The sequence below is a fragment of the Glaciihabitans arcticus genome (genome assembly GCF_004310685.1).
In the GTDB taxonomy this organism is placed as follows: domain Bacteria; phylum Actinomycetota; class Actinomycetes; order Actinomycetales; family Microbacteriaceae; genus Conyzicola; species Conyzicola arctica.
The window spans coordinates 1,461,925-1,488,664 of sequence record NZ_SISG01000001.1; the positions used below are offsets into that span (position 1 = coordinate 1,461,925).

Below are 26,740 nucleotides of genomic sequence, written 5' to 3' on the forward strand. Positions count from 1 at the left end.
TTGGCCGCAAGGGGTTTTGTCTCGAAGGACCCGTAGGCACACTCGTATTAAGGAAGCTCGGAGGCTCGGAATCATGAAGCGCATCTACTACGCCAGCGGATCATTCCTCACCGGAAGCGCGATCGCAGATGCCATAGTCGCCTACGCCGATGCCCTCGCGCACAGCGAGGGGTCGGACGTTGTCAACTTCCCGATCCTCCACGACGACGGCACCCCCGGCGAGGCGTCCATGCTCATCGGGCCGGCGAGCCAGCTCGCCTGCTCGACGGCACCCGAACACCACGCCGAACTCGAGAACGACGTACTCGTCGCCGACCTGGCGAAGCGGTCACTTCAGATCGGGGCTCCGCGACCGATGATGCAGGCGCAGAGCGAGATCGAGACAACAACTGATTTCGACTAGTCCTGTTTCGACTGGCGCTGTTTCTGACTAGCGCTGCTCGGTCGGTTCCTCGACAAGACGCAGGCCGGCCGCGCTGTTTGCGGAGATTGTGAGAATCTCGACCCACTGGCGGTTGATCTCGGGCTGGTCGGGAGAATCGAACTTGAAGTAGAGGGGAACCGCGCGGTGCAGCCAGATGCTGGAGCGGCCGTCGCCGACCTCTGGGTCGTCCTTCCAGGACATCACAAAGCCCTCATCACGACGGAGCTTGGCGACGATGACTATCTGGAGGTGGGCGAGGATACGATCCTCGATGGTGATCTCCAGCGAGCCGATCCCATAGACGAGCTTTCCCACTGCAACCACTCCGTTCGACACGTGCGCGGGCACAAGCCCGCTGACCCATTAAACAACTCTGTGCGCTCCCCCGCAGGGGGCTGGCGGCGCACCGCCCCGACCACTATTGTTCACGGGCAAATTACCACTGTGCGGGACCCTACGCCATGATGTGTACACTGTCCACAAGCCCGGTTGCACGGTCACCCGAGATTTCAGCGTAAGCGTAGGAGTTCCATGAGCGATCCACTCGCGCAGTCGCGCGATACGTATCGCCACGGCGACCTGCGCAGCGCGCTCGTGAGTGCCGGCATCGAAATGGCCCGCGCGGGCGGACCCGACGCCATCGTGCTACGCGAGGCGACGCGCAGTGCGGGAGTCTCCCCCAACGCCGCCTACCGCCACTTCGCCGACCGCCAGGCGCTCCTCATCGTGGTCTCCGCGACCGCGCAGGGACTCGTTGCGAACGCCATGTTCGCGGCACGTGCGGCCGTGGTCGACTCGGGCGATGCGGTCGCCGACGCCCGCGCACGCCTGCGTGCGGTAGGCACCGGCTACCTCAGCTTCGCCCGCACCGAGCCGGGCCTGTTCCGTGCGGCCTTCACGGTGCCCGACGACCTCTCCCGATCGGGTGATCCGTCCAAGGCCGGGGATGCGGGATTCACTCCCTTCCAGGTGCTGTCGGTCACCCTCGATGAACTCGTCGAGGTGGGCGTACTGCCCGCAGAACGCCGTCCGGGAGCGGAGTTGCTGGCCTGGGCATCCGTGCACGGTCTCGGCATGCTCGTCATCGACGGTCCCCTGCGCGGTCTCACCGATCCTATGATCGACGGGTCGATCGCCCGCCTGCTTGAGATGGTAGACCGCGGGCTCTAATCCCGCATCATCAAACAGGGAGTCGCCTGTGGGTGGGCTCTCCGCTCTGGAATCCGGCCATGCCCGCGCGGCACGGTAGAAGGAACGACAGGAGAGCACCATGACCCGATTCGGCTACACCCTGATGACCGAGCAGAGCGGCCCCCGAGAACTCGTCGGCTACGCCGTGGACGCCGAGCGGATCGGATTCGACTTCGAGGTGTCGAGCGACCACTACTCGCCGTGGATCGTGGAGCAGGGTCACGCGCCGAACGCCTGGACACTCCTCGGTGCCGTGGCCCAGGCGACCGAACGCGTCGAGCTCGCGACCTTCGTGACCTGCCCGACGATGCGCTACCACCCGGCCGTCATCGCCCAGAGCGCGGCCACCCTCCAGCTGCTTTCGGAGGGCCGCTTCATCCTCGGCCTCGGATCGGGCGAGAACCTCAACGAGCACGTTATCGGCGAGGGCTGGCCGAGCGTCGCCGTTCGCCAGGACATGCTCGAGGAGGCGGTGACCATCATCCGCGAACTGCACACCGGAGAGTTGGTCACCTGGGAGGGCGAGTACTTCCGCGTCGACTCCGCACGCATCTGGGACACGGCGGAGGTCGAGATCGGCCTCGCCGTCTCCGGTGAGCACAGCATCGAGCGCTTCGCACCGCTCGGCGACCACCTCATCGCGACGGCACCCGAGAAGGAACTCGTCGACGGGTGGGACAAGGCGCACGGCGGAACGTCGCGCAAGATCGGGCAAATCCCGATCTGCTGGGATCCGAGCGAGGAGGCGGCCATCGCCAAGGCCCACGACCAGTTCCGCTGGTTCGGCGGCGGCTGGGCCGTGAACGCCGACCTGCCGACCCCGGCGGGCTTCGAGGGTGCGAGCCAGTTCGTCCGCCCCGAGGACGTCGCCGAGGCGATCGTCTGCGGCCCGGATCTCGACAAGATCGCAGAGAGTTTCCGCGCTTTCATCGACGCGGGCTTCACCGACGTCGCCCTCGTGCAGGTCGGCGACGAAGGGCAGCAGCGTTTCCTCGACGAAGCCGCCGCACCGTTGCTCGAGAAGCTCCGCGCGCTGTAGAGCGATTATTCTCGAAAGGTGAAGCCGCTCTCCGAGTCCCAGATCCGCGACAGCATCGTCAACGCGACCCGCGGTGAGATCGACCGGATGCCCCTCCCCGGGCTTCACGAGGTGATGTGGGACAGCCGCGAATACCTCGGCTGGCGCGACCCGCAGGCGCCTCAGCGCGGCTACCTGGTCCACTGGAGCGGGGATCTCCCGGTCGGCATCATGCTGCGCGCCTCGGAGATTCAGCTTTCCCCCGGCATCACGGCAATGTGCGCGCTCTGCCGCACCACCCAGCCATCTGACCAGGTGCGGATGTTCTCCGCGGCGAAAGCGGGGGCATCCGGTCGCAATGGCAACTCGATCGGCACCTACATCTGCGACGACCTGGCCTGCTCCCTCATCATCCGCATCACCCCGCCCGCGCAGCCGCTGCAGCCCGACCCGGCGACGCTCGTGGCGTCGCGCGCGGCCGGGCTGCTCGAGCGCGTGTCGGCATTCACGGCCGACATCCTGAAGACGGCGTAGCCTCGGCTGTTCGAGGTCAGTCTTCTCGATCGCCCCAGAATTCCCGGATGGCGACGAGGCCATTGCGTGCCATGGGGTGCGCCGCAGCCACCGCTATCGCCTCTTCGCGATCCGCCGCCTCGATCACGTCGAAGCCGACGATCCACTCCTTGGCCTCGGCGAACGGGCCGTCGGTCACGAGCACCTCGCCACCGCGTTTGCGCACTATGGTCGACTCGTCGGCGAGCCGATCGCCGAGAATGCGCCTTCCGCGCGAGTCATTGTCGGTCACCCACTCGTCGATGTTGTCGAGGGCGGGGTCATAGGGTTCGGCGTCGGGGGCGGTGCCGATGAACAACAGGAATTTCATGTCTTTCTCCTTCGGTAGTGGAACCGTACACAGGGTCGTCGTTCGGCGTCACGCGTTTTCGACACTCGCGCCGCACAAACCTCCCGGTCTGCTGAACCCCCTGTTGCGCGGCGTCCGGCCTGCCTAGCGTCGAAGCATGAGCGAATCAGAAGACATCGACATCATCCGCACCATCATCTCGGGATCGCACATCGCCGTGCTGACCACGGTGAGCGAGGGCGGCGAGCTGCACAGCCGACCGCTCGGCGTTCTCGACGGCGAGTTCGAGGGATCCGTGTGGTTCTTCACCCAGGACCCGAGCGGCAAGACCGCAGACGTCTCGACCGACCCGCAGGTCAACGTGTCGTACACCGACGGTAAGAGCTACCTCTCCATTGCCGGCACCGCCGCCGTCGAACACAATGACACCCGCATCGACCAGTTGTGGTCGCCCGCCGTCGGGGCGTGGTTCCCCGACGGCAAGGACGACCCGACCCTGGCTCTTCTGCGAGTGGATGCCACGAGCGCCCAGTTCTGGGCGATCGACAAGCCGGCCGTGGTGCGGTTCTTCGAGATCGCGAAGGGCATCGTCACGAAGGAGCAGCCCGACGTGGGAACGAATCGCGCCGTCGACCTCTAGACCTGGACCCCGGCATCCTTCGGCGCGAGCACGCGTCGGAGGATGCTGCGTTCCACCAGGGTCCAGGTGGTCGTCACGGTGAGGTACAGGGTCGCGGCGAGCGGCACCACTCCGGCGAACAGCACCGTGAGGAACGGGAGCCAGCTGAGCCAGGCGCCGAGGAGCTTCATCCTCTCGGCGCCGGGAGCTGTGGCATCCACCGGCTGATTCGCGGTGAAGCGCAAGGCCACGATGCGTGACACCGCCGCAACCACGGCGATGACCGTGAGCAGCACGGCGAAGACGAGCGCACCCGGCAGGATGTCGGGTGCCGCCAGTTGCGCGAGCAGCGACGTGCCGAGCGACACACCGAAGAGCTCGTGGCCGAGCAGGTCGTTCGGATGCCCGTTGATGCTCGCCACGATGAACAGGCCGTAGACGATCGACACCACCGGAGCCTGCAGCAGCGCCGGGCCGATGCCCGCGAACGGCGAAGCGTTCTCCTCCTTATAGAGGGCGAGGGTCTTCTGCTGGAGGAGTTCGGGCTTGTCACGGTACTTGCGGGAGATCGCCTGCAGGCGGGGAGCCAGGCGACGCCGAGTGAATTCGGCGCGCACCTGCGAACGCCCGACAGGGATCAGCGCAGTTCTCACGATCAGGGTGAGGGCGACCACGGCGAGAGCAGCCGCGAAGGATCCGGCAAGTGGAGTGAAGAAGTCGATGAGTGCGGTCACGCCGGCGTAGGCCAGGTCGAGAACGGCGGCGACGGGGGCAAAGCTGTAGAAGTCCATGAGTGTCCTTGGATCGAGGGAGAGGGTGGCCATTTAGCCACGGACTGCCCTCGAGGAAACTCGGGAGTCTTACGCGGCCGCGTGGTCCCGTCCCGGAGCACGCGCGCGAACGCGACCCACGGTGTTCGGATGCTGCGGCTCGGGGGTCTCGAACAGCGACTGGCGGTGAGCGCGGGCCCGGCTGCCGACGGTGATGACGCGGCTGCGCACCATTGCCGAGGAGTAGCGTGCCGCGACGAGGGCCGCGAGCACCACCGCGCCGAGACCTGCTGCAAGAAGAGTGGCGGGCTCAGCGGTGCCGGCCTGCGCGATGACGAGCGCGACGAACGAGAGGGTCATCAGCATGACCAGTCTCGAGTGCAGCGTGCGCATGCTCCCAACTTACTCTTGACAGCCCCTCCACGCCGAGTACACTCATAACCATTAAGTTCCAAAACCGATAGGTTATAGATGCCCACCGACCAGCTGTCCGGCGTTTTCGCCGCCCTCGCCGACCCCACCCGCCGCGCGATCCTGCAGCGCCTCAGCGAGGGCGACGCGAACGTCGCCGACCTCGCCGAACCGTTCGCGATGAGCCAGCCCGCCGTCTCCAAACACCTGCGCGTGCTCGAGGGCGCCGGACTCATCTCGCGCAACCGGGTCGCGACTGCACGCTTCAGCCACCTCGAAGCCGAGCCCCTCAGGGAGGCGACCGAATACATGGAGAAGTACAAGCGCTTCTGGAATACGAACTTCGACCGCCTCGCGCAGGCCCTCGCCGAGTACCAGGAACAGAATCCGTCCGAGAAAGAAGGAGAGAGCCATGACTGACATCACCCCCGAGGTCACCGATCGCGACGTCTACATCACCCGCAGCTTCAACGCGCCGCGTGAGCTGGTGTGGAAGTTCTGGACCCAGCCCGAGCACCTCGCGAGCTGGTTCGGTCCCACCGAAACGACGACACCGGTCGAGACGATCTCCATCTCGCTCGAAGAAGGAGGCTCCTGGAACCTGGCGATGCGGGACAACGCCACCGGCGACCTGTATCCGATGAACACCCGTTTTGTCACGATTCGGGAACCCGAGTACCTCGAGATGATCATCGACTCCGCGGATACCAACGGACTCGGCACGCTCGAACGGCTCCGCCTGCGCGTGACCTTTCACGACCACGGCGACAAGACCCGCATCACCCTGCACCAGGGGCCCTTCACCGACGAGCAGAAGCAGCAGACCGCGACCGGCTGGGAGCAGTCCTTCGTCAAGCTCGACGCGATCTTCGCCGGGGCCGCCTCGTGAACGCCATCACCGCAACGGAGTTCGTCACGTCTGCCGACGGCACGCGCATCGCGTTCGAGCGCACGGGCTCGGGCCCGGCACTCGTGCTCGTCGACGGCGCGATGTGCTACCGCGAGTTCGGTCCCGCTCGATCCGTTGCGGCAGAGCTCGCGGACGGTTACACCGTCTACTTCTATGACCGCAGGGGGCGCGGCGAGAGTGGTGACACCTCGCCCTACTCCGTGCAGCGCGAGATCGAGGATCTCCGTGCGGTCATCGACGCGACCGGCGAGGTCCCGTTCGTGATGGGCCAGTCCTCGGGTGCCGCGCTCGTTCTCGAAGCGGCGGCCTCCGGTGTGCCGATGCGGAAGCTCGCGGCATACGAGTCGCCGTTCGTCGGCCTTCGCCCCGACAAGGACGGCCATCCGCGCGACTATCTCGCGCAGCTCGACGGACTGCTCGCCCGCGGAGATCGCGGCGGCGCGGTCGGCTACTTCATGGTCGACATGGTGGGCGCTCCCCGGTTCGTTCCCTTGATGATGCGGATGATGCCGAAGGTGTGGAAGCAGCTGCAGGCCGTCGCCCACACCGTGCCGAACGACGCGCGCGTCATGGGTTCGAGCTTCGAGGTTCCCACCGAGCGGTTCAGCACGATCGGCACCCCGAGCCTCATCATGGGCGGCAGCAAGAGCAAGACGGAGATGCTCACGGCGCAGGAGAGGATCGCTGGCGCCATCCCCGGCGCGAAGCACGAGGTGCTCGCCGGGCAGACCCACCAGGTCTCACCGAAGGCGCTCGCGCCTCAGCTGCGCGCCTTCTTCGTCTGAGCGTTTGCCCGGCCTCCCGCGCGCGGTGCAAAGATGGAGCGTGACTTCATCTCGCGCCGCGCGCGGCTTCGCCCGTGCCGCCCTCGCCCTGCTCCTCGTTGTCGTGCTCGCCGCCGTCGCGTTCCTCGTGTGGGCGCACATGGTGATGCCGGGCGACCGCGATCGCGCGCTCGAGGTGTGGCGCAACGACGACGTCGTGGTGACCTCGACCGACCAATCAATCGTGCTGTCGCCGAAGAGTGGCGGCATCACCACCGGACTGGTCTTCATTCCCGGCGCGAAGGTCGATCCATATTCATACATGTTCACATTGTCGGGTGTCGTCGTCGAGCGCGGGATTACCGTGGTCATCACCAAGCCTGCACTCAACCTCGCTTTCTTCGATCTGCACAGCTTCGACGACTATGCGGCAGACGCTCCGGGCATCGATAGGTGGTTCGTCGGCGGCCACTCCCTCGGCGGAGTGCGCGCGTGCCAGCTCGCCGGCGAGGGTGACAGCGCTGACTCGAATCTGGTCGGCCTGGTGCTGTTCGGCAGCTACTGCGCGAACGACCTTTCGAACACCGATCTGAACGTGCTCAGTTTGGCTGCGAGCAACGATGGCCTCAGCAGCGCGAATAAGATTTCGGATGCCGCGGGGCTCCTCCCCCGCGACGCCAGGTTCATCGAGCTCGAGGGAGCGAACCACGCTTCCTTCGGCGACTACGGCGTGCAGCCCGGGGATGGCGAAGCCGAGATCGACAGCGATGCGGCACGCCGCCTGATCACGAACGCACTGAGCGCCATCGTCGACTGAAATCTTTTCTGTATTTTCGCAACGAATTTTCACATTAAACCCCTTAGGGGGTAGACAGGGCTGACTGACGAGGCGTAGCGTTCCCGTAACTGATTCGTCGAGGGGGTGACGAGGGTGACCGTAGCGTTAGAACGCAAGGGTGTTCGACTCCTCCTCATCGCGCCCGCAGCGATAGCCCTCGGCTTCGCTCTCAGCGGGTTCTTCTCCGGTTCCGCCCAGGCGTCCGAACCCGTCGAAACCCCCGATAAAGGCGGACTTTCCGCGGTTCTCGGCGGCGCTACGGGCCTGATTACGAATGTCGTGACGAACACCACGAGCACCGTCTCGGGCGTCACGTCGGCCGCCACCAATGTCGTTGCTACAGTGGTCAGCCCGCCGCCGCAGAAGCCTGTCAAGGCGATCGTGAAGTCAGTGGTCGCGGTCGTTCCGGTCGTCACCACCCACGTCGGCGATACGGTCGAAGACGTGCTCGTCGACACGGAAAGCACGGTTTCACCGGTCGTCCAGCCCATCGTCACCGAGGTGCTGAACCCGGTTCTCGACCCCATCCTCGACCCGGTGATCGAGATCCTCGACCCGGTCACCGATGTTCTCAACCCGGTCACCGACGGGGCTCTGCCTCGCGTTCTCGCGCCGGAATCCGCGGCGATCTCCCCCGCTTTCTCGGCATCGGCAGCAGCCGTCGCGACCGCCGAAACCCCCTCAGACGCTCCCGCCGACGCCGCTCGCGCCAGTGAGCCGACGCCTCTCGAGCAGCCCCTGACCGCACCAAACGTGCTGCTCAACCTGGGCGGTTTCGGCAATGGTTCTGCCGGTTCATCCAGTGCCCCACTAGCCGTTGTGCCCGCGTCGATCGTCGCCGCCCTGGCCCACGGATTCTCGACCACCCCGGAGAGCGACGACATCCCGTCGACTCCTGTCTTCTCCACAGACTCCTCCCCCGACTGATGCGCCTTCCTGCCGTTCTGTGGCAGGCATCCAAGGCAATGTCCGCGTAGTCGCGGACTTCACATCAATCAAATTATGGAGATCACACCATGCGTAAATCAGTCTCTAGAGCGCTCTGGGGAGCGTTCTTCGTCGGGGGCCTCTCGCTCCTCGGCGTCGGTGCCGCACACGCGGACACCACGGGAGAGGACGGTGCCGTGTCCGGTAACCAGATCCTTCCGGTGCTCAATGTCCCGCTGACGCTGGGCGGCAACGCCATCAGCATCCTCGGCGATTCGAGCAGCTCATCATCCTCCACCCCGGCGCCCGCGCCGGCTGCTCCCGCCCCCGCCGCTCCCGCGGCACCGGCCAAGGCGCAGACCAGTGGCAAGGATTCGGTAGCCGGGGGCAACCAGGTGAACCCGGTTGTCTCGGTGCCGGTCAACCTCGGTGGCAACGCGATCTCGGTGCTCGGCGACAGCCGCAGCTCCGGGTCGACGACGACCGCGACTCCCGCCCCGGCAGCAGCCGGCTCGGGCGCAACGACCTCGGGTGAGGATGGCGTGCTGGGTGGCACGCAGGTCCTCCCCGTGATCAGCAGTCCGGTCGCTCTGGGCGGTAACGCGATCTCGGTGCTCGGCGACAGCCGCAGCACCGGCTCGACGACGACCAGCCCGGCAACTCCCACCAGCGGCACCGGAAACGGCGCCACCACCACCGGCGAGGACGGCGTGCTGGGTGGCACGCAGGTGCTGCCGAACATCACCATCCCGGTCAACCTCGGCGGCAACGCCATCTCGGTTCTCGGCGACAGCCGCAGCACCGGATCCGCGACCAGCACCCCCACCACGACGGGCGGCACCGGCAACGGTGGCAGCACGAGTGGCGAGGACGGCACCGCGGGCGGCAACCAGGTCAGCCCCGCCGTCACCATCCCGGTGACCCTCGGCGGCAACGCCATCTCCGTGCTCGGCGACACCCGCACCAGCGGCTCGACGACGAGCACCCCCGCCACGACTGGCGGCACCGGTAGCGGCGCCACCACGAATGGTGAGGACGGCATCGCCGGTGGCAACCAGGTGATTCCGGATGTCACGCTTCCCGTGACAGTCGGTGGAAACGCCATCTCCGTGATCGGCGACAGCAGCTCCGAGGGAGCGACTGTCACGACCCCGGGCTCCGGTGGATCGAGCGGAACAACTGAAACCGATGGTGCAGAGGGCATCCTTGGGGGGAATCAGGTTGTTCCGGTCATCACCCTTCCGATCACCATCGGCGGCAACGCCATCTCGGTGATCGGTGACTCGGAGACCGAGGACGGAACGTCGGGTGTCACGGACATCCCGACGGACCCCACGGACCCGGTCGACCCGACCGATCCCACGGACCCGACGGACCCGGTCGACCCGACCGATCCCACGGACCCGACCGATCCCACCAACCCCACCGACCCGACGGATCCCACGGACCCGACGTTCCCCGGTGGCGGTAACACCAACACTCCGGTGAACCCCGGAGACGGAAACGGTACCAACGATGGCACCGACGGTGGCATCCTCGAGCCGTGCCTCGTGATCGATGCCGCTGCTGACATCGACACGGACACCAACACCGCGGGTGGCTTCGACCCGACCGCCGGAGCGCTGGGACTTCTCCTGCTCGCCGGTATCGGTCGCTTCGTCGCCGGACGCATCAAGCTCGGACTGCGCTAGCACCGAGTGACTGAACGTCGGGTGTCGCCCGCTCCCACAGGGCGGCACCCGACATCGTCATGCCCGGGCTAGGCCTGGCGGGAGTCTGCGGGGATCAGGGCCCACATGGCGATGTAGATGATCACCTGGGGGCCGGGGATGAAGACGCTCGCAACGGTGAGCACGCGCACGACGGCGACGTTCCAGCCGAAGCGACGCGCGATGCCCGCACAGACACCGCCGATCATGCGACCGGAGGCGGGGCGGGTGAGGACGGGACGGGACTCAGTGGTTGTAGTCATGACTCAAGCCTGACCGAGAGCGGATGCATCCTCTATCGGGGTAACCCCCGAAAGAACCCTGAGGTCACCAGCCGCGCGGGCCGTCTGATCCGGCGGCGTAGGTCTCGAGCGGAACGGCATCCTTTCGCCACGACGCGAGCACGGGGGCCACGATGCGCCAGCACTCCTCGGCGATGTCACCGCGCACCGACAGCGTGGGGTCGCCCTCGAGCAACCCCGCGAGAACCTCGCCGTAGGCGTTGAGCTCGCCGTCCATCAGTTCCGAGCGCAGCATCGTGCGGTCGAGCTGGAACGGGTCACCCTCGCCGTTGATGGTCAGGTCGAGTTCGAGCGTGGCCGGCTTCATCGAGATGCGCAGCTGCGAGGGTCCGGTCGGGCCGTGCAGGCCGATCGGCAGGTGCGGCACCTCGCGCAGGGTCACGTTGATCTCCTGCCGCGCCTCCCCCAGCGCCTTTCCCGAACGCAGGATGAACGGCACACCCGCCCAGCGCCAGTTGTCGATCGAGAGGGTCACCTCGGCGAGCGTCTCGGTCTGGCGCGCCGCGTCGACGCCGGCCTCTCTGGAGTAGGCGGGCAGCGAGCGGTCGCCGATCGTGCCGGCCGTGTAGCGGGCACGTCGGGATGACGTTCCGCTCCGCACCTTCGGGTGCGTGGCCCGCAGCACCTGCGCCATCGCCCCGCGCAGGTCCTCGGCGTCGACGCTCGCGGGCGGCTCCATAGCGGTGAGGGCCAGTACGAGAAGCAGGTGGCTCTGGATCATGTCGATCAGCGCACCGGCCTTGTCGTAGTACCCGGCGCGTCCTTCGAGGGCGAGCTGCTCGTCGAACACGATCTCCACCTTCTCGACGTTGGGTGCTGAGAGCAGCGGCTCGAAGATACGGTTCGCGAACCGCAGGCCGAGCAGGTTGAGCACCGTCGACTTGCCGAGGAAATGGTCCACGCGGAACACCTGCTCCTCCGGAACCAGGTGCTGCAGCGTGCGGTTGAGGGTTCTCGCGCTGGCCAGGTCGGTGCCGAACGGCTTCTCGAGCGCGAGAACGATTCCCTTCGGCACGGGCGTCTTGCGCATGGCCGCGCAGGCGAGCACGGCGACGGCGGGCGGCAGGGCGAAGTAAAGAGCGATGCGGCCGGTGGTCGCGGCGAACACCCTCGCCAGGTCGTCGGGGTTCGTGACATCCGCCTGCAGGTAGCGCGACTCGGCGGCCACCTTTGCGCCGAGTGTGGACGGGCTCGCGGCGAAGGCCGTGGCGACGCGTTCCGTCCAGGCCGCGTCGGTCATCGGATCCATGCCGACGCCGAGCACAGCGACCTCGGTGCCGCGCGGCGAGGCGAGCAGTGAGGCCAGCCCGGGAAGCAGCAGGCGCGCGGTGAGGTCCCCGCCCGCTCCGAGAATGACAAGCGTTTCGATGCGGTCGGTCATGCTGCCGAGGGTACTACTAGAGGCTGGTTGAGTAGCGCGCGACGAAGGAGCACGCGTATCGAAACCAGGTTGCGCACAACCGATTTCGATACGGCCGCGGGCGGCCTACTCAATCAGCGGCTAATACAGCCCGAGCATGCCCATCGACCGCGTGCGCCAGGATCGCCTCGATCGCGAACGCCGTCGAGCGCGGCAGATTCACGGCCTCCGGGTCGAGCAGCCACTGGATCTGCAGTCCATCCATCACGGCGAGAACGACGGCCGCGGCGTCGTCGATCGCCTCCCGGTGAGGCGGGTCATCCCCCGCACACACCTCGGTGAGCGCCTGCTCGACCTCACTGCGCAGCTGCGTGTAGCGCGCGCGAAACCAGTCCTTGGCGGGATGCCCGTCGGTCACCGATTCGGCGGAGAGCACCGCGTACGCCTGCACGATTCCGGGGCGCTCGGCGTTGAGGGCAGCCGTCTTCGCGAGATGACGGAAGAGGTCGAGCCCGCCCGGGATGTGCCGACCCTCGAGGTGCTCCACGTCCGCGGCGTCGCGATAGACGAGCACGTCGAGCAGCAACTGGTCCTTGGAGCCGAAGTAGTGCAGCACCCCGGCCTGTGTGATGCCGACCTGCTCGGCGACGTCAGCGAGCGATCCGCCCTTGAAGCCCTTGCTGCCGAACGTGGCCAGCCCCGCCTTGATGATGTCCTCGCGGCGACGGATCGTACCCTCGCGCGGACGCTGCGGCTTGCGCGCCACGGGGTTAGTCATGACTGAACACTACAACTCAGAGCTCTTCTGAGAATCGGGCTAGCGGGGCTCCAGCACGAACACCGGAATCTGGCGATCGGTCTTGGTCTGGTAGTCGGCGTAGGGCGGGTACGCCGCGACGGCGCGCTCCCACCAGGCGGCCTTCTCATCACCGGTGACCTCGCGGGCCGTGTAGTCCTTCGAGACGGGGCCGTCCTGCAGTTCGACGTGCGGGTTGGCGACGAGGTTGAAGTACCAGGTCGGGTGCTTCGGCGCTCCGCCGAGAGATGCCACAACGGCGTACTCGCCGTTGTACTCGACGCGCATCAACGGGTTGATGCGCAGCTTGCCGCTCTTCGCTCCGATCGACTTGAGCAGGATGACCGGCATCCCCTTCAGGTCGGTTCCCTCGGTTCCGCCCGAGGCAAGGTAGGTCTCCGTCTGCTTGAGGGCCCAGGCAGAGGTTCCCGGTTCGTACTCGGCATCCAGCGGCATCCCGTATCTCCTTGTTGTGAAGTGTGATTTCGAGCCTACGCGGCACGCTCGCCTGACGCCGACCCCTGCGCAAAACGTAATTCGGTTTACGGCACCGCCGCACGCGCGTATCCTCGGGGGTAGTGAAGCCGCACGGGCTTCGGAGAGAAGGGAGTCTCAATGGCAGACAAATCACCGAAGAAGTCCACCGCCAAGACCGCGGCGAGCAAGTCGCTCAAGGAAAAGCGTGCCGACAAGAAGGCCAAGTCGTCTTCTAAGAGCAACAGCGCCTAAGAGGTCTTCCACGGAGACTTAGAAGCCGGTCCCTCTCGAGGGGCCGGCTTCACTCGTTAAGCGACCTCAGGATTCGAGCTATCATCGCGTTATGGATCTCTCCTTCGAAGTCGGCGACAAAGAATTCCACGATGTTCTCTTTCAGTTCGACAAGGTCTGGGGAGGCCTGAACATCTACGTCGACGGTGAGTCCATCATCAAGACCGTGCGCTTCGCGTCGCTTAGCCTCGTCAAGACCTGGGAGTTCGAAGTCGGCGAGACCGAGAAGCACAAGGTGAAGATCGAGAAGCACCGCGCCCTGATGTTCGCGGGCTTCCGTCCGCAGCCGGTCCACGCTTTCGTGGACGGCAAACACGTCGCGAGTGGCATCGCCTAGCTAAGGTGTCTGCATGACGAGCACCGGCGCTCCCCGTCCCTCCAGCATCGACATCTCGGCGAGGGACCTCACGCTCGACCTCGCGCGCGTGGTGTGCGTGCTGCTCGTGGTCGTCATCCATTTGCTGATGGTCGGCGTCGGCGCGGGGCCGGAAGGGCTCGTCGTCTCGCGCCCGCTCGAGTTCCAGCCGTGGTTCGCGGCGGCCACCTGGGTGGGCCAGATCATGCCGCTGTTCTTCGTGGTCGGCGGCTTCGCGAGCATGACCGCGTGGCGCAGTGCGCGTCGTCGCGGAGGCACGGCGAGTGACTACGTGCGCAACCGAGTGCTGCGTCTCGCCCAGCCCGCCCTGCCGCTATTCGTGTTCTACGCGGTGGCGCTCGGCGGCGCGACACTGCTCGGCATCGACCCCGAGCTGCTTGATCTGGTCGCGAAGAGCGCGGGGCTGCCGCTCTGGTTCCTCGCCGCGTACACGCTCTGCCAGGCCTTCGTTCCGTTCATGGCGGGATGCCACGAGCGCTCGCCCCGACTCACTCTCGTCGCGCTGCTCGCCGGTGTGATCCTCGTGGACACCGTACGTTTCACCACAGGCATCACCGAGCTCGGCCTTCTGAACCTGTTCTTCGTCTGGCTGCTCGTGCAGCAGCTCGGCTTCTGGTACGCCGACGGCTGGTTCGCGGCCCGCAACGGATGGCAGCTGTTCGGCATCGCCGCTCTCGCGTACCTGCTGCTTGCCGCGGTCACCCTCCCCGAGGGCTGGTACTCGAACGACATGCTCTCGAACCTCAACCCGCCGACGCTGCCGCTTGTGCTGCTCGCCGTCGCGCAGGCCTGCATCCTGCGAGCGCTGCGGCCGGCACTCGCCCGGCTGATGGACACCCACTGGGCGCGCGCCGTGGTGTTCCTCGTCGGCACGCGCCTTATGACGATCTACCTCTGGCACCTGCCGCTGATCATCGCGCTGAGCGGCGTCGCGCTGCTCATCCCGGGCGCCGCGCCGCTGCCCGATTCGCCCGGCTGGTGGATGTCCCGGCCCATCCTCTTCGTGATCGTGCTGGTCGCCCTGTTCGGGTTGTCATTCCTCGTCGGTCGCTGGGAGGCCCCGCGCGAGGTCGGGCCGACTCCCCCACCAGTCGTGGTGGGTGTCGCGGCGGTGCTCGCGTTCCTGCCCGCGCTGCTCGTGCTGCAGTTCTTCCTCGACCTGCAGCTCGCGATCGTGGGAGCTGTGCTGCTCGGGGTTGCCGTGATGGTGCTCGGGCGGTGGAAGCCGCTACGTGATATCCACGCGCCGGCCGGTGCCGACCTCCGTGGAGTCTGAATCGGTCACGATCGCGAACACGCCCGAGGGCACACCGGAGCGGGTGGCCAGGTTGCCGGCGGCGGACAGCACACCCGCTTCATCCTCGCCGGTTAGGAACCAGACGTAGTGGTCACCGACCTCTTCGCTGTCGTCATAGCTGTCGGCGTCTCCGTCTTCGATGAGCTCTTCGAGGGCCTCGGTGATGTCGTCGATCCACGGGAACTTGTACTCGCCCTCCGTCACGTCGGGATCGGGTTCGAGCGGTACGTGCAGTTCGATGACGAGTTCGGGCATGGTTACATCCTGCCGCACTCGTGCAGGGTGATGCGCTAGACCTGTCACATGGCCTCCCCCGTCGACGACATCGTGCGCGAGCTGTACGCGCTGCTGCCGGCCGAGTTCACCGCCGCGCGCAATGCCGCGGCGAAGGAGCACCCGAGCGTGAAGGCTCTGCCGAAGCCATCGGCGAGCGCCTGGCTCGTCAACATGCTCGCCCGGCACGAGCGCGACACTGTCGAGGGGTTGGTCGACCTGGGCGACCGGCTGCGCGATGCCCAGTTCGACCGGCAGGCCGCGACCGCCCTCTCGAGGCAGCGGCGCGACAGCCTGCGCGATGCCCGCAAAATCGCCACGACTCTCGCCAAGCGTCTCGGCGGCACGGCATCGGCTGCCGCCCTGGACGAGGTCGAGCAGACCCTCATCGCCGCCATGTCTGATCGGGATGCAGCGGCCGCCGTCCTCGCCGGAACCCTCGTCACGCCGCTCACCGCCAACGGGCTCGACCCGGTCGACCTCTCGGGTGCGACCGCACTCGACCCGCCCGCGCTGACACAGCGAGTGGCGAAGAAGGGCCCCGACCTCAAGCGTGCCGTCGATGAGGCGCAGTCCGACGTGACGGAAGCGGAAGCCGCCGTGGCGGAAATCGACCGGAGCCTGGCCGAGGCGAAGCGCAGCCGCGACGCCCTGCAGCAGGAGCGCGAGGAACTCGCCGCCCAACTCGCTTCAGTCGACCAGGAGCTGTCGGAGACCGAGACGCGCATCCGCGACCTGCGCCGCGAACACGGCTCGGCCGAGCGCGAACGTCGCAGCGGCGAGACCGCCCTCGAGCGTGCGACCCGGCGGTGGCAGGCGCATGACTGAGCTGCTGCTGCTCGCCGACACTCACCTGCCGAAGCGGGCGCGCGAGCTCTCCCCCGATGTCTGGGCCGCGGTCGACCGTGCGGATGTTGTGATCCACGCCGGCGACTGGGTCGACATCTCGCTGCTCGACGAACTCGAGGGCCGCGCGAAACGCCTCATCGGGGTCTGGGGCAACAACGATGGATCCGACCTGCGCGCGCGACTACCCGAGGTGGCGCGGGCGGAGGTGGGTGGCATCCGCATCGCCGTCATTCACGAGACCGGGGCCGAGACCGGCCGGGAGACGCGTGCCGACTCATCATTCCCGGGCGTCGACCTGCTCGTCTTCGGCCACAGTCACATCCCGTGGGACACCACAACGCCTGGCGGCCTGCGGCTGCTGAACCCCGGCTCACCGACCGATCGCAGACGCCAGCCGCGCTGCACGATGATGACCGCGACGGTGGATGACGGCGCCCTGCGCAACGTCACGCTCGTGACTGTGCGACGCGGCGGCGATACGGTGTAACCACCGACCACGAGGAGAGCACCATGACCGACCCCGTACCGTACAGCTCCGAACCCGTTCCGGATCGGGCCGAACCGGTTCCTTACGCCGCCTCTGAACCCGGCGAGATCGTCATCGCCGAGAAAAGGCCGCTCAACAAGACCGGACTGACCGCGCTCATCGTTGTGATCCTCGGCTACCTGGCCCCGGTCACGATCATCCTCATCGGTGTGGTGTCGATCGCCAACGGGGTCAACTCCGGCAGCAGCCCTACGGCCGGCATCGTCAGCGGACTCGTGTACTTCCTCGGCGCGGCGGTCGCGGCGCTCGTTCTGGCGGGCATCGGTGTCATCATCGCGATCGTGTCGCTCTTCCGCAAGAATCGCGGCAAGGTGCTCGGCATCGTCGCTCTGGTGCTGGGCCTGCTGCCCGGCGTAGCGGGCGTCGGCTTTGTGATCGCCATCTCCACGACGATCGCAGACGTGACCGGAAACTAACGCCGCGAACCGGCGAAAAGTGCTCCAACCATTTACGGTTGGAGCACTTTTCGCTGGTTGGCCGGGAGTAGTGTGACGGGCACCAACGAAAGGCATTCATCATGGTTCCGGAAATCAACTATTGGGCAGTGATTCTCGCCACGATCTCGAGCATGGTGGTCGGCTCGATCTGGTACACCCCGAAGGTCTTCGGCAATTACTGGATGCGCGAGGCCGGCATCACCCCCTCGCACGACGCGAAAGACGCCATCCGCCCGATCGCCATCACCGTGGTGGTGAGCTTCATCACCGCATGGGTGCTCGCCGGGGCGGCCTTCATCTCATGGGACTTCTACGGGGGCAGCTTCCTGCTGAACTCGGTGGTGACGAGCGTCATTCTCTGGGCGGGGTTCACGGCAGCCCGCTTCATCACGCACGACGCGTTCGACAAGCGCACGGTCGGCCTCACCGTGCTGAACTGCGCGCACGAGCTCGTGACGCTGGTCATCATGGCGCTCATCATCGGGGTGTGGCCGGCGTAGCGCTGGGCGCGAACCGACTAAAAGTGCTCCATCCCACCCGGGTTGGAGCACTCTTTGTCGTTCGGTCGAGAGATTTCTGGTGGTAATACGCATAACTGACTAACGTGACTCGCACCCCGCATCCGGGGGACGCGTGAGATCCTCGCGCGGTTGCTGCGACGAAGGAGCACACATTGCGAACTGCACGATTCTGGCGAAGAGCACTCGCCACAGTGGCCGGCCTTGCCCTGGCGGTTGGGGCGCTCAGCGCTCCGGGCATACAGCAGGCCGACGCGGCGGGAACCCTGCCGCTCTTCCGATCGACCGGCGCGATCGTCGACCCGCTCGACACCACGCTCCCCCACAACCCGACGAAGGAGTTCATCTTCCCGTCGGTGTTCCACGCCGGCCAGTATCTCGCCAATCCGCTCGCCGAGTGGTACGTGTACTACGCGCCACACGACGCCCCCGGCGGCATCAATCTGATGTACTCGAACTCTCTCGACGGACCGTGGACGCAGTACGTCAACAGTCCCGTGATCGACAACAACCACACGGGATTCAATGTCTCCCACGTGTCCTCTCCCGACGCGTTCTGGAACGCCGACGAGGGAAAGCTGTTCCTCTACTTCCACGGCGAGAACACCGTCACCCGCTACTCGACCTCGATCGACGGCGTCACCTTCGACTACGGCGGACCGATCGTCTCCACCAACAGCGTCAACGCGGCCCAGCCCGGACGCACCGCGACCGAGACCTCGTACGCGCGTGTCTTTGCGCACCCGAATCCGGCGTCCGGCTACAAGTACGGCATGTTCTTTATGACGAACTACTCCGACAACGTGCGCCGCATCAATGCCGCTGTCTCCACCAACGGCCGCACGTGGACAGTGCAGCCGAACATTCTGGTCGAGCCCGGCGACGTGGAGGGCACGAACGTCTCCGGCGCAGACTTCATGAGGTGGGATGGCGTGAACTACATCGTGTACGGCTCCACCGTCGGCACGATCTTCGCGCGGTCGGTGAACGACAGCCTGACCTCGACGGGAGCCCCGCGAAAACTCTTCGTGCCGAAGTCGGCGCCTCCCGAAGCCGGGCGCGCGGCATCCCCCCAGATCGTCACCTCGGGAGGCCGCACCCACCTGTTCTACGAGTACGGCGAGCGCTCGCACACCACGATCGGGCACGCCATCCTCGATCCCACCGCCGTGCGTGACCCGCTGAACACCCACCCCGAAGATCCGGACTACTCCTCGTGCCCGGCACCCGGATCCGACGGCTTCGGCGGCACCAGCCTCGACACCGCGAACTGGAACACCATCGTGCGCCCGGAGCTCTCGCAGCACACGGTGAGCGGTGGCTACCTGCGCACACCCACCTACGTCGGCAACTCGACGACGGCGCCGCTCATCCTGAAGAACACGCCGAGTGCGCCGTGGGAGGTGACGACCAAACTCACCATCAACCCGACGAACAAGTACCAGCAGGCGGGACTGATCCTGCGCAAGGACGACGCAAACTCGCTTCGCATGGGCATCGCCCAGTCGGCCGACGGCCAGCGTCTCGAGTTCATCTGGCGCAAGGCCGGCGTCGACCGCATCAACACCTGGACCGCTGAGGACTACATGATGACGCCAGCAGACTTCACCGGCACGATCTGGCTCAGGATGACGCACAACGGCACCTACCTGACCGCGGCGTACAGCACCGACGGTCTGGAGTTCAACAACCTCGGACGTTCCGTGACGGCTTCGCAGCTAGGGGCGAACAAGGTCGGCGCGTACGCGTACCGGGGTGACGCCTCGGTTCCGGTACGCACGGCGGCGTACGACTTCATCCGCTTCACGCCGAACGCGCAGCAGCTGGCGGCCTGCGGCTAGCGCTCGACCGCAGTCCGCGCCAGCGGCCGACCGTCGGAAAGTGCTCCAACCCGCTCGGGTTGGAGCACTTTTTGCAGTCTCTGAAGGAGATTTCGGCGAGCGCTTGACGCTAATGCGTATTAGCGGCTAGCTTGCGAGGGAGGTAATACGCATTACCCGACTCTCACCGCCGAGAAAGAGACCGACGCAATGGCGCTTCAGAAGTCGCAACGAGTCACCCAGCGCACCATCGCTGAGCTGGCCGGCGTGAGCCAGGCGACCGTGTCGCTCGTGCTCAACGGCAAAGCCGACTCCTCCACTCGCATCCCAGAGTCCACCCGGCAGCGAGTGCTCGAGGTCATCCGCGAGACGACCTACGTCGCGGATCCCGCAGCACGCAGCCTCGCCGGCATCGGCAACAATCTGGTCGGCATCTTCACCTACGAGCACGCTTTCCCGAACGAGAGCTCGGACTTCTACACTCCCCTGCTGATGGGCATCGAGAGCGCCGCCGAGGGCATCGGCGTCGACCTGCTGATGTTCACGAGCGCCCCGGTCGTCGCCGGTCGCCGCCAGATCTTCCACGAGAAGAACCGCCTGCGCCTCGCCGACGGCTGCCTCCTTCTCGGTCGCGAGATGGATACCGCCGAACTCGTGCGCCTGGTCGACAGCGAGTACCCCTTTGTCGCGATCGGACGTCGGGATGGCGCCGAGGGGCGCATCCCCTTCGTCGGTGTCGACTACATCGCGGCCACCGCGACACTCGCCACCAAGGCGCTCGAGGCCGGCCACCGTGACTTCTACTACCTGCACCTGCCGTTCGACGCCGAATCGACCCGGGATCGCAAGCTCGGCCTGAGCTCCGTGCTCGACGGTGCCGGGGTCACCCTGGAGTCCGCGGCCTCCGACGGAACCGACCTGCCGTCCGTTTGGGCGGCCATCGTCGCAACCTCCCCCACCGTGCTCTTCATCGAGGACCCGTCTCACGCCCAGGTCATCTGCGACCTGGCCATTGCGAGTGGGATCGACATCCCGAACCAGCTGTCGGTTGTGGTGCTGGGTGAACGCACCCGGCCCAGCGAACACGCGCCCGAGTACACCCGGCTGAGCGCGCCACGCCCCGAGCTGGGTTCACGGGCCGTCGCCCTGCTCGACCAGCTCATGAACGGCTCGCGCGGGGCCGAGGAACTTCCGCGCCAGCAACTGCTGGACTGCGTCATCATCGACGGCGACACTCTCGCCGCACCACGCTCCGGGGGCGCACTGTGACCGAACTGAAAACCGAAATCCTCATCGTCGGCGGGGGGCTGGGCGGTGTTGCCGCGGCAGTCGCGGCGCTTCGCTCCGGTCGACGCGTCATCCTCAGCGAGCAGTACGCCTGGTTGGGCGGACAGCTCACCAGCCAGGCCGTGCCGCTCGACGAGCACACCTGGGTGGAGCAGTTCGGCGTTACGGCGAACTACCGCGAGCTGCGCGACGGGATTCGCGACTACTACCGGGACCACTACCCGCTCACCGCCCAGGCCCGCGCCCAGCGCGACCTCAACCCGGGCGGTGGGTTGGTCAGCCGCATGTGCGCCGAGCCGCGCGTTGCCGTCGCCGTGATCGACGGGATGCTCGCGCCGTTCCTCTCGTCCGGCGCGCTCACGCTTCTGCAGCCGTATATTGCCGCTGGGGCCGACACCGTGGACACCATCGTGCGCTCGGTGACCCTCGAGAACGTGAACAGCGGCGAGCGCATCACGGTGACCGCGGGCTACGTGCTCGACGCGACCGAGACCGGCGAGCTGCTGCCGCTGACCGGCGCCGAGTACGTCAGCGGCACCGAGGGACGCGACGAGACCGGCGAGCCGAGCGCTCCCGAGCACGCGGACCCCGAGAATCTTCAGGCCTTCTCCTGGTGCTTCGTCGTCGACCACATCGCGGGCGAGGACAACACGATCGAGAAGCCCCGCGACTACAACTACTGGAAGACCTTCCAGCCCGACTACTGGGGTGCCCCGATGCTGAGCCTCACCGCCCCGCACCCGCGCACCCTCGAGATCGTCACCCGTACCTTCACCCCCACCATCGACGATGACCCGTTCAGCACCCTCGCGGACCAGCGGGCCGGCGGGGGCGATGACGAGCTGTGGATCTTCCGCCGCATCCTCTCGAAGAAGATGCTCGAGCCCGGTCACCTGCAAAGCGACCTCGTGCTCGTGAACTGGCCGATGATCGACTACCTGGGCGGCTCCATCATCGATACTCCGGATGCCGCAGCGCACCTCGAGGCGTCGCGCCAGCTCAGCTACTCGATGTTCTATTGGCTTCAGACGGAGGCTCCCCGCCCTGACGGCGGCAAGGGCTGGCCCGGACTCCGGCTGCGTGGCGACATCACCGGCACGACCGATGGACTGGCGCAGGCACCCTACATTCGCGAGTCACGCCGCATCCGCGCGGAGTACACCGTGGTCGAGGGCGATCTCTCGATAGCCGTGCGCGGCCACGCCGGACCCTCGACCTTCCCCGACTCGGTGGGGGTCGGCATGTATCGCATCGACTTGCACCCCTCGACCCACGGGGACAACTACATCGACGTCGCCTCGGCGCCGTTTGAGATTCCGCTCGGAGCACTGATCCCGGTTCGCCTGGACAACCTGCTTCCCGCGGGTAAGAACGTTGGCACCACCCACATCACCAACGGGGCCTTCCGGCTCCACCCTGTGGAGTGGAGTGTCGGCGAGACGGCGGGCTGGCTAGCGGCCTTCTGTCTGGATCGTGCGGTTGATCCCCGCACGGTCCGCCACTCTCCTCAGCTTCTCGAGGAGTTCCAATCCCTGCTAATCACCCGGGGCGTCGAGCTGCACTGGCCCGACGTCACCGGATACTGAACGAGGAGAAACACCATGAGATCAGCAAAGTTGCTGACCGCGGCTGGACTGCTAGCTTCTGCTTCCCTGGTCCTGGCCGGCTGTTCGGCCCCCGCACCTGAAAACGTCGAACTGCGTATGACGGTCTGGACGGCCAACGAAGACCAGTTGGCCCTGTTCGACACGATCGCCGACGAGTACATCGCCGAGCACCCGGAGGTGAAGTCGATCACCTTCGATCCGCTGCCCTTCGAGGACTACACCACTACCCTCACCACGCAGATCGCGGGAGGAAAGGCGCCCGACCTGGCCTGGATCCTCGAGAACGCGGCGCCCGACTTCGTGAGCTCAGGCGCACTCGCCGACATCGAGGAGACGCTCGAGGGCACGGAGGGCTACGAGTTCGACGACCTGAACGACGCGGCTACCGCCCTGTGGGTCAAAGACGACAAGCTCATCGCCTACCCCTTCTCCACCTCGCCGTTCGTGGTGTTCGCCAACGATGACCTGCTCGCCGAGGCCGGACTGCCGTCCTCCGCCGAGATCAAGGCGTCCGGATGGGACTGGGAAGCGGTGGCCGAGGCGGGCGCGACCGTCAACGCCAAGACAGGAAAGGCCGGTTTCGTCATCCGGGACTTCGACTACACGACCTGGGACAACCTGGCTTCTGTCTGGATGGGCTGGGGCGCGAAGCCGTGGAGTGAGGATGGCGCCACCTGCGAGTTCGACTCCACCGAGATGGCGGATGCGTTCGAGTTCCTGCACACGGCCGCCTTCGAGCAGAAGTCGATGCCCGGTCCGGGCACCACCGCCGACTTCTTCGCCGGCGAAGCTGCCTTCACCGTGACCCAGATCTCGCGTGCATCGCTGCTCGCCGAGGGTGGCTACACGTGGAACCTGCTGCCCCTGCCCGAGGGACCGGAGGGTGAGTACTCGATGGTCGGCCAAGCCGGCATCGGCGTGATGAAGCAGGGCAAGAACGCCGAAGTGGCGGCCCAATTCCTCGCGTTCTTCTCCAACCCGGAGAACTCGGAGCGGCTCGCGCAGTGGTTCCCGCCGGCCCGTGACTCGCAGCTTAACTCTGACACGCTGGCAGCGGCGAACCCGGTGCTCTCCGCCGAGCAGATCGAGGACGTCGTCGTTCCGGGCATCGCCACTGGCGTAACGCGCCCGAGCCACACCGACTCCGCAGAGATCGGCCAGACGGTTCGCGCCGCACTGGATGCGATCTGGACAGCGGATGCGGACATCCCTGCGGTCCTGGCGGACGTATGCACCGCCATCGATCCCCTCCTGGAGAAGTAGGAACACGTGTCACTTCGTTCCACAGTGCAATCGGGGAGGGCCTCGGCCCTCCCCGACGGTACCCCCAAGCGCCGTCGCCTGACGCTGCAGCAGCGGGATGCGGTGACGGGCTACCTGTTCATCGCGCCGCAGGTGCTCGGCATTCTCGCATTTGTGATCGTGCCGCTCGCCCTGGTCGTGTACTTCTCGTTCCACGAGTGGAACGTGCTCGCGGGCACCTTCACCTTCGTCGGCGCCGAAAACTTCGAGCGCTTCCTCACCGACAAGAACATCGCACCGGTGATGCAGTCGACGGCGGTCTTCTCGATCTCGCTCGTGATCGCCAACATCACGCTGGCACTGCTGCTGGCCGTTCTACTCAACCGCACCATGCGCGGAGTGACCTTCTTCCGCACCCTCTTCTTCTCCCCCGTCGTCGTCTCGCTTGTCGCATGGACGATCGTCTGGGGCTTCCTCTTCCAGGACAACGGCGGCATCAACGGCATGCTGCAGGTCATCGGCATCGAGGGGCCGAACTGGCTGCGCGAGGGACCGACCGCGATGGCGAGTGTCGTGATCGTGCAGGTGTTCAAGAACGTCGGCCTCAACATGGTGCTCTTCCTCGCCGCGCTGCAGGGCGTGCCGCAGGAGCTGCAGGAGGCCGCCCGCGTCGACGGCGCCAACCCGCGGACGGTCTTCCGCTACATCACTATTCCGATGATCTCGCCGACCATCCTGCTGACCTTCATCATCACGATCGTCGGCTCACTACAGGTCTTCGCGCAGATCGCGGTGCTCACCCAGGGTGGGCCGGGCATCTCGACGACCGTGCTCATCTACTACCTGTTCCAGCAGGCGTTCCTGTTCGGGCAGTTCGGCTACGGCTCGGTGCTGTCGCTGGTGCTCTTCATCATCGTGCTGATCCTGACCATCGTTCAGTGGCAGCTCCGCAAGAAGTGGGTGTTCTATGAGAACTAAGACCGGCAACGCCGCGCTCGGTCGCCGCATCCTGTTCTTTGCGGCGCTCAGCGTTATGGCGATTCCCTTCGTGTTCCCGACCTGGTGGATGTTCACGTCATCCCTCAAGCCGATCAGCGAGATCTTCGCTTTCCCGCCCACCCTGTGGCCGGAGAATCCGAGCTTCGACGCGTACGTGAAGGCCTTCGAGCTGCAACCATTCGCGCGGCAGTACTTCAACTCGCTGTACATCTCGCTCATCGTCACGGTGGGGACGATGGCTGTCGCCTCGCTGGCCGGCTACGCGTTTGCGCGTATTAAGTTCCGCGGCCAGAACCTGCTGTTCATGATCGTGCTGGTCGGACTGCTCATTCCGAGCGAGGTCACGATCGTGCCGATGTTCCAGATCTTCAACCGGCTGGGACTCATCGACACCCACTGGCCGATCATCCTCGTGTCGACCTTTGGGGCGCCGAGTGTGCTCGCGACGTTCATCATGCGGCAGTTCTTCCTGACGCTGCCGGTCGAGCTCGAGGAGGCCGCGCGCCTCGACGGTCTCGGCCGCCTCGCGATCTGGTGGCGCATCGCCATGCCGCTCGCCACGAGCGCCCTCGCCGCCGTCTCGATCTTCACCTTCCTGCACATCTGGAACCTGTACCTCGAGCCGACCGTCTACCTGCAGTCGCCCGAGCTGTTCACCCTGCCGCAGGCATTGACCAGATATACGGATGCCTACGGCGGCCAACTCTGGAACGTGCAGCTGGCCGCGGCCACCATGACGGCGCTCCCGGTTCTCGTCGTGTTCGTCGTCGCCCAGAAACAGTTCGTCGAAGGACTCGCGCAAACCGGCCTCAAGGGATAGGTTCGCGGGATGTTCACCGATCTCCCCGAGCCCCAGTTGCGGGAGTACCGCAGCGCCGTGACCGACCCCGAGGACTTCGACGCGTTCTGGGACGCGACCCTCGCCGCGACGCGCGCCTTCGACCTCGGCCTTGTCGTCGAACCGGTCGACGCCGGTCTCAGCACCATAGACGTGTTCGACGTGACCTTCAACGGCTACGGCGGTCAACCGGTCAAGGCGTGGCTGCGGGTACCCGCCAGCGCGACCGGGCCGCTGCCCGCGATCGTGCAGTTCGTGGGCTACGGCGGCGGACGCGGGCACGCCCTCGAAGACCTGCTGTGGGCATCCGCCGGCTACGCACACTTCCAGATGGACACCCGAGGGCAGGGCTCCGGCTGGACGCTCGGCGCGACGGCCGATCCCGAAGGTTCGGGGCCGCAGTCCCCCGGCTTCCTCACCCGCGGCATCGATAGCCGCGAGACCTACTATTACCGGCGGGTGTTCACCGACGCCGTGCGGGCGATCGAGGCAGCGCGGTCTCTCGACTCGATCGACGCATCCCGGGTCTCGGTTCTCGGCGGCAGCCAGGGCGGGGGCATTGCCCTCGCGGCCGCCGCGCTGGTTCCGGATGTCGCGGCGCTCGTCGCCTTCGTGCCGTTCCTCTGCGATCTGCCGAGAGCGGCCGTCGTCACCGACAACGAGCCATACAAGGAGCTCGGGCGCTATCTCGCGGTGCATCGGGATTCCACGGCGCGCGTGTTCGACGTGCTCCGGTACTTCGACGGGGTCAACTTCGCCCGCCGGGTCACCGCGCCCGCCTGGTTCTCGGCAGCGCTCATGGACCCCACCTGCCCGCCGTCGACAGTGTTCGGCGCGTTCCACAACCTCACCGGCGAGAAGCACATCGAGGTGTGGCCATTCAACGCGCACGAGGGCGGCGGAACCTTCGACCAGGCGCTCGCGCTCGAATTCATCGGAGAGGTTGTCGCACGTACCCGCTAAAGTAAACACCGTCCACAA

Annotated in this window: 33 protein-coding genes; 24 read left to right on the forward strand and 9 right to left on the reverse strand. The window is 66.3% G+C overall.

What is annotated here, in order from left to right:
* The first annotated feature begins 73 nt into the window (after positions 1–73).
* Positions 74–403, forward strand: a complete 330-nt coding sequence (locus EYE40_RS07025) for a hypothetical protein (RefSeq protein ID WP_130981282.1) — start codon at positions 74–76, stop codon at positions 401–403.
* 27 nt (positions 404–430) lie between these two features.
* Here EYE40_RS07025 and EYE40_RS07030 read toward each other — a convergent pair whose 3' ends face one another.
* Positions 431–739, reverse strand: a complete 309-nt coding sequence (locus EYE40_RS07030; RefSeq protein WP_130981283.1) for a DUF7882 family protein — start codon at positions 737–739, stop codon at positions 431–433.
* Between the two features lie 216 nt (positions 740–955).
* Here EYE40_RS07030 and EYE40_RS07035 point away from each other — a divergent pair, with 216 nt between their 5' ends.
* The 3 genes from EYE40_RS07035 to EYE40_RS07045 all read left to right on the forward strand — a co-directional run bounded on the left by EYE40_RS07035 (position 956) and on the right by EYE40_RS07045 (position 3,167).
* Positions 956–1,594 carry a TetR/AcrR family transcriptional regulator gene (locus EYE40_RS07035; protein WP_130981284.1) on the forward strand — a complete coding sequence of 213 codons (639 nt, stop codon included), beginning with the start codon at positions 956–958 and terminating at the stop codon, positions 1,592–1,594.
* Positions 1,595–1,694: 100 nt separating this feature from the next.
* Positions 1,695–2,654, forward strand: a complete 960-nt coding sequence (locus EYE40_RS07040; RefSeq protein WP_130981285.1) for a TIGR03557 family F420-dependent LLM class oxidoreductase — start codon at positions 1,695–1,697, stop codon at positions 2,652–2,654.
* Positions 2,655–2,672: 18 nt separating this feature from the next.
* The gene (locus EYE40_RS07045) at positions 2,673–3,167 is read left to right on the forward strand and encodes an FBP domain-containing protein (protein WP_130981286.1); all 495 of its coding nucleotides are present in this window, start codon (positions 2,673–2,675) and stop codon (positions 3,165–3,167) included.
* Positions 3,168–3,183: 16 nt separating this feature from the next.
* Here the strand turns inward: EYE40_RS07045 and EYE40_RS07050 are convergent, their stop codons facing one another.
* A complete protein-coding gene (locus EYE40_RS07050; protein ID WP_130981287.1) occupies positions 3,184–3,516 on the reverse strand; it encodes a YciI family protein in 333 nt (110 codons plus the stop codon).
* Positions 3,517–3,652: 136 nt separating this feature from the next.
* On the opposite strand from EYE40_RS07050, the gene EYE40_RS07055 reads away from it, so the two are divergent.
* The gene (locus EYE40_RS07055) at positions 3,653–4,135 is read left to right on the forward strand and encodes a pyridoxamine 5'-phosphate oxidase family protein (protein WP_130981288.1); all 483 of its coding nucleotides are present in this window, start codon (positions 3,653–3,655) and stop codon (positions 4,133–4,135) included.
* Here EYE40_RS07055 and EYE40_RS07060 read toward each other — a convergent pair.
* Positions 4,132–4,938: a YidC/Oxa1 family membrane protein insertase gene (locus tag EYE40_RS07060; protein WP_240034743.1), complete on the reverse strand. Its 807-nt coding sequence runs from the start codon at positions 4,936–4,938 to the stop codon at positions 4,132–4,134. The genes EYE40_RS07055 and EYE40_RS07060 overlap by 4 nt on opposite strands.
* A 36-nt stretch (positions 4,939–4,974) precedes the next feature.
* Complete coding sequence (locus tag EYE40_RS07065) at positions 4,975–5,277, reverse strand: hypothetical protein (protein ID WP_130981289.1); 303 nt, start codon at positions 5,275–5,277, stop codon at positions 4,975–4,977.
* Positions 5,278–5,355: 78 nt separating this feature from the next.
* On the opposite strand from EYE40_RS07065, the gene EYE40_RS07070 reads away from it, so the two are divergent.
* The 6 genes from EYE40_RS07070 (at position 5,356) to EYE40_RS15590 (ending at position 10,425) form a co-directional block, all read left to right on the forward strand.
* Positions 5,356–5,715 carry an ArsR/SmtB family transcription factor gene (locus EYE40_RS07070; RefSeq protein ID WP_130981290.1) on the forward strand — a complete coding sequence of 120 codons (360 nt, stop codon included), beginning with the start codon at positions 5,356–5,358 and terminating at the stop codon, positions 5,713–5,715.
* Positions 5,708–6,184, forward strand: a complete 477-nt coding sequence (locus EYE40_RS07075) for an SRPBCC family protein (protein ID WP_130981291.1) — start codon at positions 5,708–5,710, stop codon at positions 6,182–6,184. Before EYE40_RS07070 ends, EYE40_RS07075 begins: the two co-directional genes overlap by 8 nt.
* A complete protein-coding gene (locus EYE40_RS07080) occupies positions 6,181–6,990 on the forward strand; it encodes an alpha/beta fold hydrolase (RefSeq protein WP_240034744.1) in 810 nt (269 codons plus the stop codon). Before EYE40_RS07075 ends, EYE40_RS07080 begins: the two co-directional genes overlap by 4 nt.
* A 40-nt stretch (positions 6,991–7,030) precedes the next feature.
* On the forward strand, positions 7,031–7,786 hold the full coding sequence (locus EYE40_RS07085; protein WP_240034745.1) for an alpha/beta hydrolase: 756 nt from the start codon (positions 7,031–7,033) through the stop codon (positions 7,784–7,786).
* Positions 7,787–7,900: 114 nt separating this feature from the next.
* Positions 7,901–8,734, forward strand: coding sequence for a hypothetical protein (locus EYE40_RS07090; RefSeq protein WP_130981292.1), 834 nt, complete (start codon positions 7,901–7,903; stop codon positions 8,732–8,734).
* Positions 8,735–8,823: 89 nt separating this feature from the next.
* Positions 8,824–10,425 carry a hypothetical protein gene (locus EYE40_RS15590; protein WP_130981293.1) on the forward strand — a complete coding sequence of 534 codons (1,602 nt, stop codon included), beginning with the start codon at positions 8,824–8,826 and terminating at the stop codon, positions 10,423–10,425.
* Between the two features lie 68 nt (positions 10,426–10,493).
* On the opposite strand, the gene EYE40_RS07100 is transcribed toward EYE40_RS15590, so the two are convergent.
* From EYE40_RS07100 to EYE40_RS07115, 4 genes are all read right to left on the reverse strand, one after another.
* Positions 10,494–10,706, reverse strand: a complete 213-nt coding sequence (locus EYE40_RS07100; RefSeq protein ID WP_130981294.1) for a PspC domain-containing protein — start codon at positions 10,704–10,706, stop codon at positions 10,494–10,496.
* Between the two features lie 64 nt (positions 10,707–10,770).
* Positions 10,771–12,126: a glucose-6-phosphate dehydrogenase gene (locus tag EYE40_RS07105; RefSeq protein ID WP_130981295.1), complete on the reverse strand. Its 1,356-nt coding sequence runs from the start codon at positions 12,124–12,126 to the stop codon at positions 10,771–10,773.
* Positions 12,127–12,235: 109 nt separating this feature from the next.
* On the reverse strand, positions 12,236–12,883 hold the full coding sequence (locus EYE40_RS07110) for a TetR/AcrR family transcriptional regulator (RefSeq protein WP_130981296.1): 648 nt from the start codon (positions 12,881–12,883) through the stop codon (positions 12,236–12,238).
* Between the two features lie 39 nt (positions 12,884–12,922).
* The gene (locus tag EYE40_RS07115; RefSeq protein WP_130981297.1) at positions 12,923–13,357 is read right to left on the reverse strand and encodes a nitroreductase family deazaflavin-dependent oxidoreductase; all 435 of its coding nucleotides are present in this window, start codon (positions 13,355–13,357) and stop codon (positions 12,923–12,925) included.
* A gap of 364 nt (positions 13,358–13,721) precedes the next feature.
* On the opposite strand from EYE40_RS07115, the gene EYE40_RS07120 reads away from it, so the two are divergent.
* Positions 13,722–14,006 carry a hypothetical protein gene (locus EYE40_RS07120; protein ID WP_130981298.1) on the forward strand — a complete coding sequence of 95 codons (285 nt, stop codon included), beginning with the start codon at positions 13,722–13,724 and terminating at the stop codon, positions 14,004–14,006.
* Positions 14,007–14,019: 13 nt separating this feature from the next.
* Positions 14,020–15,321 (forward strand): acyltransferase family protein, encoded by a 1,302-nt coding sequence (locus EYE40_RS07125; protein ID WP_130981299.1) that lies wholly within the window; start codon positions 14,020–14,022, stop codon positions 15,319–15,321.
* Here EYE40_RS07125 and EYE40_RS07130 read toward each other — a convergent pair.
* Positions 15,274–15,597 (reverse strand): hypothetical protein, encoded by a 324-nt coding sequence (locus tag EYE40_RS07130; RefSeq protein ID WP_130981300.1) that lies wholly within the window; start codon positions 15,595–15,597, stop codon positions 15,274–15,276. The two genes, EYE40_RS07125 and EYE40_RS07130, sit on opposite strands and share 48 nt — an antisense overlap.
* Positions 15,598–15,645: 48 nt before the next feature.
* On the opposite strand from EYE40_RS07130, the gene EYE40_RS07135 reads away from it, so the two are divergent.
* The 11 genes from EYE40_RS07135 (at position 15,646) to EYE40_RS07185 (ending at position 26,722) form a co-directional block, all read left to right on the forward strand.
* Positions 15,646–16,443 (forward strand): hypothetical protein, encoded by a 798-nt coding sequence (locus EYE40_RS07135; protein ID WP_130981301.1) that lies wholly within the window; start codon positions 15,646–15,648, stop codon positions 16,441–16,443.
* Positions 16,436–16,951 (forward strand): metallophosphoesterase family protein, encoded by a 516-nt coding sequence (locus EYE40_RS07140; RefSeq protein ID WP_130981302.1) that lies wholly within the window; start codon positions 16,436–16,438, stop codon positions 16,949–16,951. Before EYE40_RS07135 ends, EYE40_RS07140 begins: the two co-directional genes overlap by 8 nt.
* Before the next feature lie 23 nt (positions 16,952–16,974).
* The gene (locus EYE40_RS07145; protein ID WP_130981303.1) at positions 16,975–17,427 is read left to right on the forward strand and encodes a hypothetical protein; all 453 of its coding nucleotides are present in this window, start codon (positions 16,975–16,977) and stop codon (positions 17,425–17,427) included.
* Positions 17,428–17,528: 101 nt separating this feature from the next.
* Entirely contained in the window at positions 17,529–17,948 is a 420-nt protein-coding gene (locus tag EYE40_RS07150) for a DUF1761 domain-containing protein (protein WP_130981304.1), read from the forward strand.
* Positions 17,949–18,121: 173 nt separating this feature from the next.
* Positions 18,122–19,807, forward strand: coding sequence for a beta-xylosidase family glycoside hydrolase (locus EYE40_RS07155; RefSeq protein ID WP_130981305.1), 1,686 nt, complete (start codon positions 18,122–18,124; stop codon positions 19,805–19,807).
* 189 nt (positions 19,808–19,996) lie between these two features.
* Positions 19,997–21,055 carry a LacI family DNA-binding transcriptional regulator gene (locus tag EYE40_RS07160; RefSeq protein WP_130981306.1) on the forward strand — a complete coding sequence of 353 codons (1,059 nt, stop codon included), beginning with the start codon at positions 19,997–19,999 and terminating at the stop codon, positions 21,053–21,055.
* Entirely contained in the window at positions 21,052–22,659 is a 1,608-nt protein-coding gene (locus EYE40_RS07165) for an FAD-dependent oxidoreductase (protein ID WP_193554490.1), read from the forward strand. The genes EYE40_RS07160 and EYE40_RS07165 overlap by 4 nt, the downstream gene beginning before the upstream one ends.
* Before the next feature lie 117 nt (positions 22,660–22,776).
* Positions 22,777–23,943: an ABC transporter substrate-binding protein gene (locus tag EYE40_RS07170; RefSeq protein WP_240034746.1), complete on the forward strand. Its 1,167-nt coding sequence runs from the start codon at positions 22,777–22,779 to the stop codon at positions 23,941–23,943.
* Positions 23,944–23,967: 24 nt separating this feature from the next.
* Entirely contained in the window at positions 23,968–24,900 is a 933-nt protein-coding gene (locus EYE40_RS07175; RefSeq protein WP_240034747.1) for a carbohydrate ABC transporter permease, read from the forward strand.
* Positions 24,890–25,741: a carbohydrate ABC transporter permease gene (locus EYE40_RS07180; RefSeq protein ID WP_130981308.1), complete on the forward strand. Its 852-nt coding sequence runs from the start codon at positions 24,890–24,892 to the stop codon at positions 25,739–25,741. Before EYE40_RS07175 ends, EYE40_RS07180 begins: the two co-directional genes overlap by 11 nt.
* A gap of 9 nt (positions 25,742–25,750) precedes the next feature.
* Positions 25,751–26,722: an acetylxylan esterase gene (locus tag EYE40_RS07185; RefSeq protein ID WP_130981309.1), complete on the forward strand. Its 972-nt coding sequence runs from the start codon at positions 25,751–25,753 to the stop codon at positions 26,720–26,722.
* Positions 26,723–26,740: the final 18 nt, after the last annotated feature.

Bases quoted from the DNA above. Each gene is read 5' to 3' on its own strand.
- EYE40_RS07025 (WP_130981282.1), top strand. From the start codon at position 74: ATGAAGCGCATCTACTACGCCAGCGGATCATTCCTCACCGGAAGCGCG.
- EYE40_RS07035 (WP_130981284.1), top strand. From the start codon at position 956: ATGAGCGATCCACTCGCGCAGTCGCGCGATACGTATCGCCACGGCGAC.
- EYE40_RS07040 (WP_130981285.1), top strand. From the start codon at position 1,695: ATGACCCGATTCGGCTACACCCTGATGACCGAGCAGAGCGGCCCCCGA.
- EYE40_RS07050 (WP_130981287.1), bottom strand. From the start codon at position 3,516: ATGAAATTCCTGTTGTTCATCGGCACCGCCCCCGACGCCGAACCCTAT.
- EYE40_RS07055 (WP_130981288.1), top strand. From the start codon at position 3,653: ATGAGCGAATCAGAAGACATCGACATCATCCGCACCATCATCTCGGGA.
- EYE40_RS07060 (WP_240034743.1), bottom strand. From the start codon at position 4,938: ATGGCCACCCTCTCCCTCGATCCAAGGACACTCATGGACTTCTACAGC.
- EYE40_RS07065 (WP_130981289.1), bottom strand. From the start codon at position 5,277: ATGCGCACGCTGCACTCGAGACTGGTCATGCTGATGACCCTCTCGTTC.
- EYE40_RS07070 (WP_130981290.1), top strand. From the start codon at position 5,356: ATGCCCACCGACCAGCTGTCCGGCGTTTTCGCCGCCCTCGCCGACCCC.
- EYE40_RS07075 (WP_130981291.1), top strand. From the start codon at position 5,708: ATGACTGACATCACCCCCGAGGTCACCGATCGCGACGTCTACATCACC.
- EYE40_RS15590 (WP_130981293.1), top strand. From the start codon at position 8,824: ATGCGTAAATCAGTCTCTAGAGCGCTCTGGGGAGCGTTCTTCGTCGGG.
- EYE40_RS07100 (WP_130981294.1), bottom strand. From the start codon at position 10,706: ATGACTACAACCACTGAGTCCCGTCCCGTCCTCACCCGCCCCGCCTCC.
- EYE40_RS07105 (WP_130981295.1), bottom strand. From the start codon at position 12,126: ATGACCGACCGCATCGAAACGCTTGTCATTCTCGGAGCGGGCGGGGAC.
- EYE40_RS07110 (WP_130981296.1), bottom strand. From the start codon at position 12,883: ATGACTAACCCCGTGGCGCGCAAGCCGCAGCGTCCGCGCGAGGGTACG.
- EYE40_RS07115 (WP_130981297.1), bottom strand. From the start codon at position 13,357: ATGCCGCTGGATGCCGAGTACGAACCGGGAACCTCTGCCTGGGCCCTC.
- EYE40_RS07120 (WP_130981298.1), top strand. From the start codon at position 13,722: ATGGATCTCTCCTTCGAAGTCGGCGACAAAGAATTCCACGATGTTCTC.
- EYE40_RS07125 (WP_130981299.1), top strand. From the start codon at position 14,020: ATGACGAGCACCGGCGCTCCCCGTCCCTCCAGCATCGACATCTCGGCG.
- EYE40_RS07130 (WP_130981300.1), bottom strand. From the start codon at position 15,597: ATGCCCGAACTCGTCATCGAACTGCACGTACCGCTCGAACCCGATCCC.
- EYE40_RS07135 (WP_130981301.1), top strand. From the start codon at position 15,646: ATGGCCTCCCCCGTCGACGACATCGTGCGCGAGCTGTACGCGCTGCTG.
- EYE40_RS07140 (WP_130981302.1), top strand. From the start codon at position 16,436: ATGACTGAGCTGCTGCTGCTCGCCGACACTCACCTGCCGAAGCGGGCG.
- EYE40_RS07145 (WP_130981303.1), top strand. From the start codon at position 16,975: ATGACCGACCCCGTACCGTACAGCTCCGAACCCGTTCCGGATCGGGCC.
- EYE40_RS07150 (WP_130981304.1), top strand. From the start codon at position 17,529: ATGGTTCCGGAAATCAACTATTGGGCAGTGATTCTCGCCACGATCTCG.
- EYE40_RS07160 (WP_130981306.1), top strand. From the start codon at position 19,997: ATGGCGCTTCAGAAGTCGCAACGAGTCACCCAGCGCACCATCGCTGAG.
- EYE40_RS07170 (WP_240034746.1), top strand. From the start codon at position 22,777: ATGACGGTCTGGACGGCCAACGAAGACCAGTTGGCCCTGTTCGACACG.
- EYE40_RS07180 (WP_130981308.1), top strand. From the start codon at position 24,890: ATGAGAACTAAGACCGGCAACGCCGCGCTCGGTCGCCGCATCCTGTTC.
- EYE40_RS07185 (WP_130981309.1), top strand. From the start codon at position 25,751: ATGTTCACCGATCTCCCCGAGCCCCAGTTGCGGGAGTACCGCAGCGCC.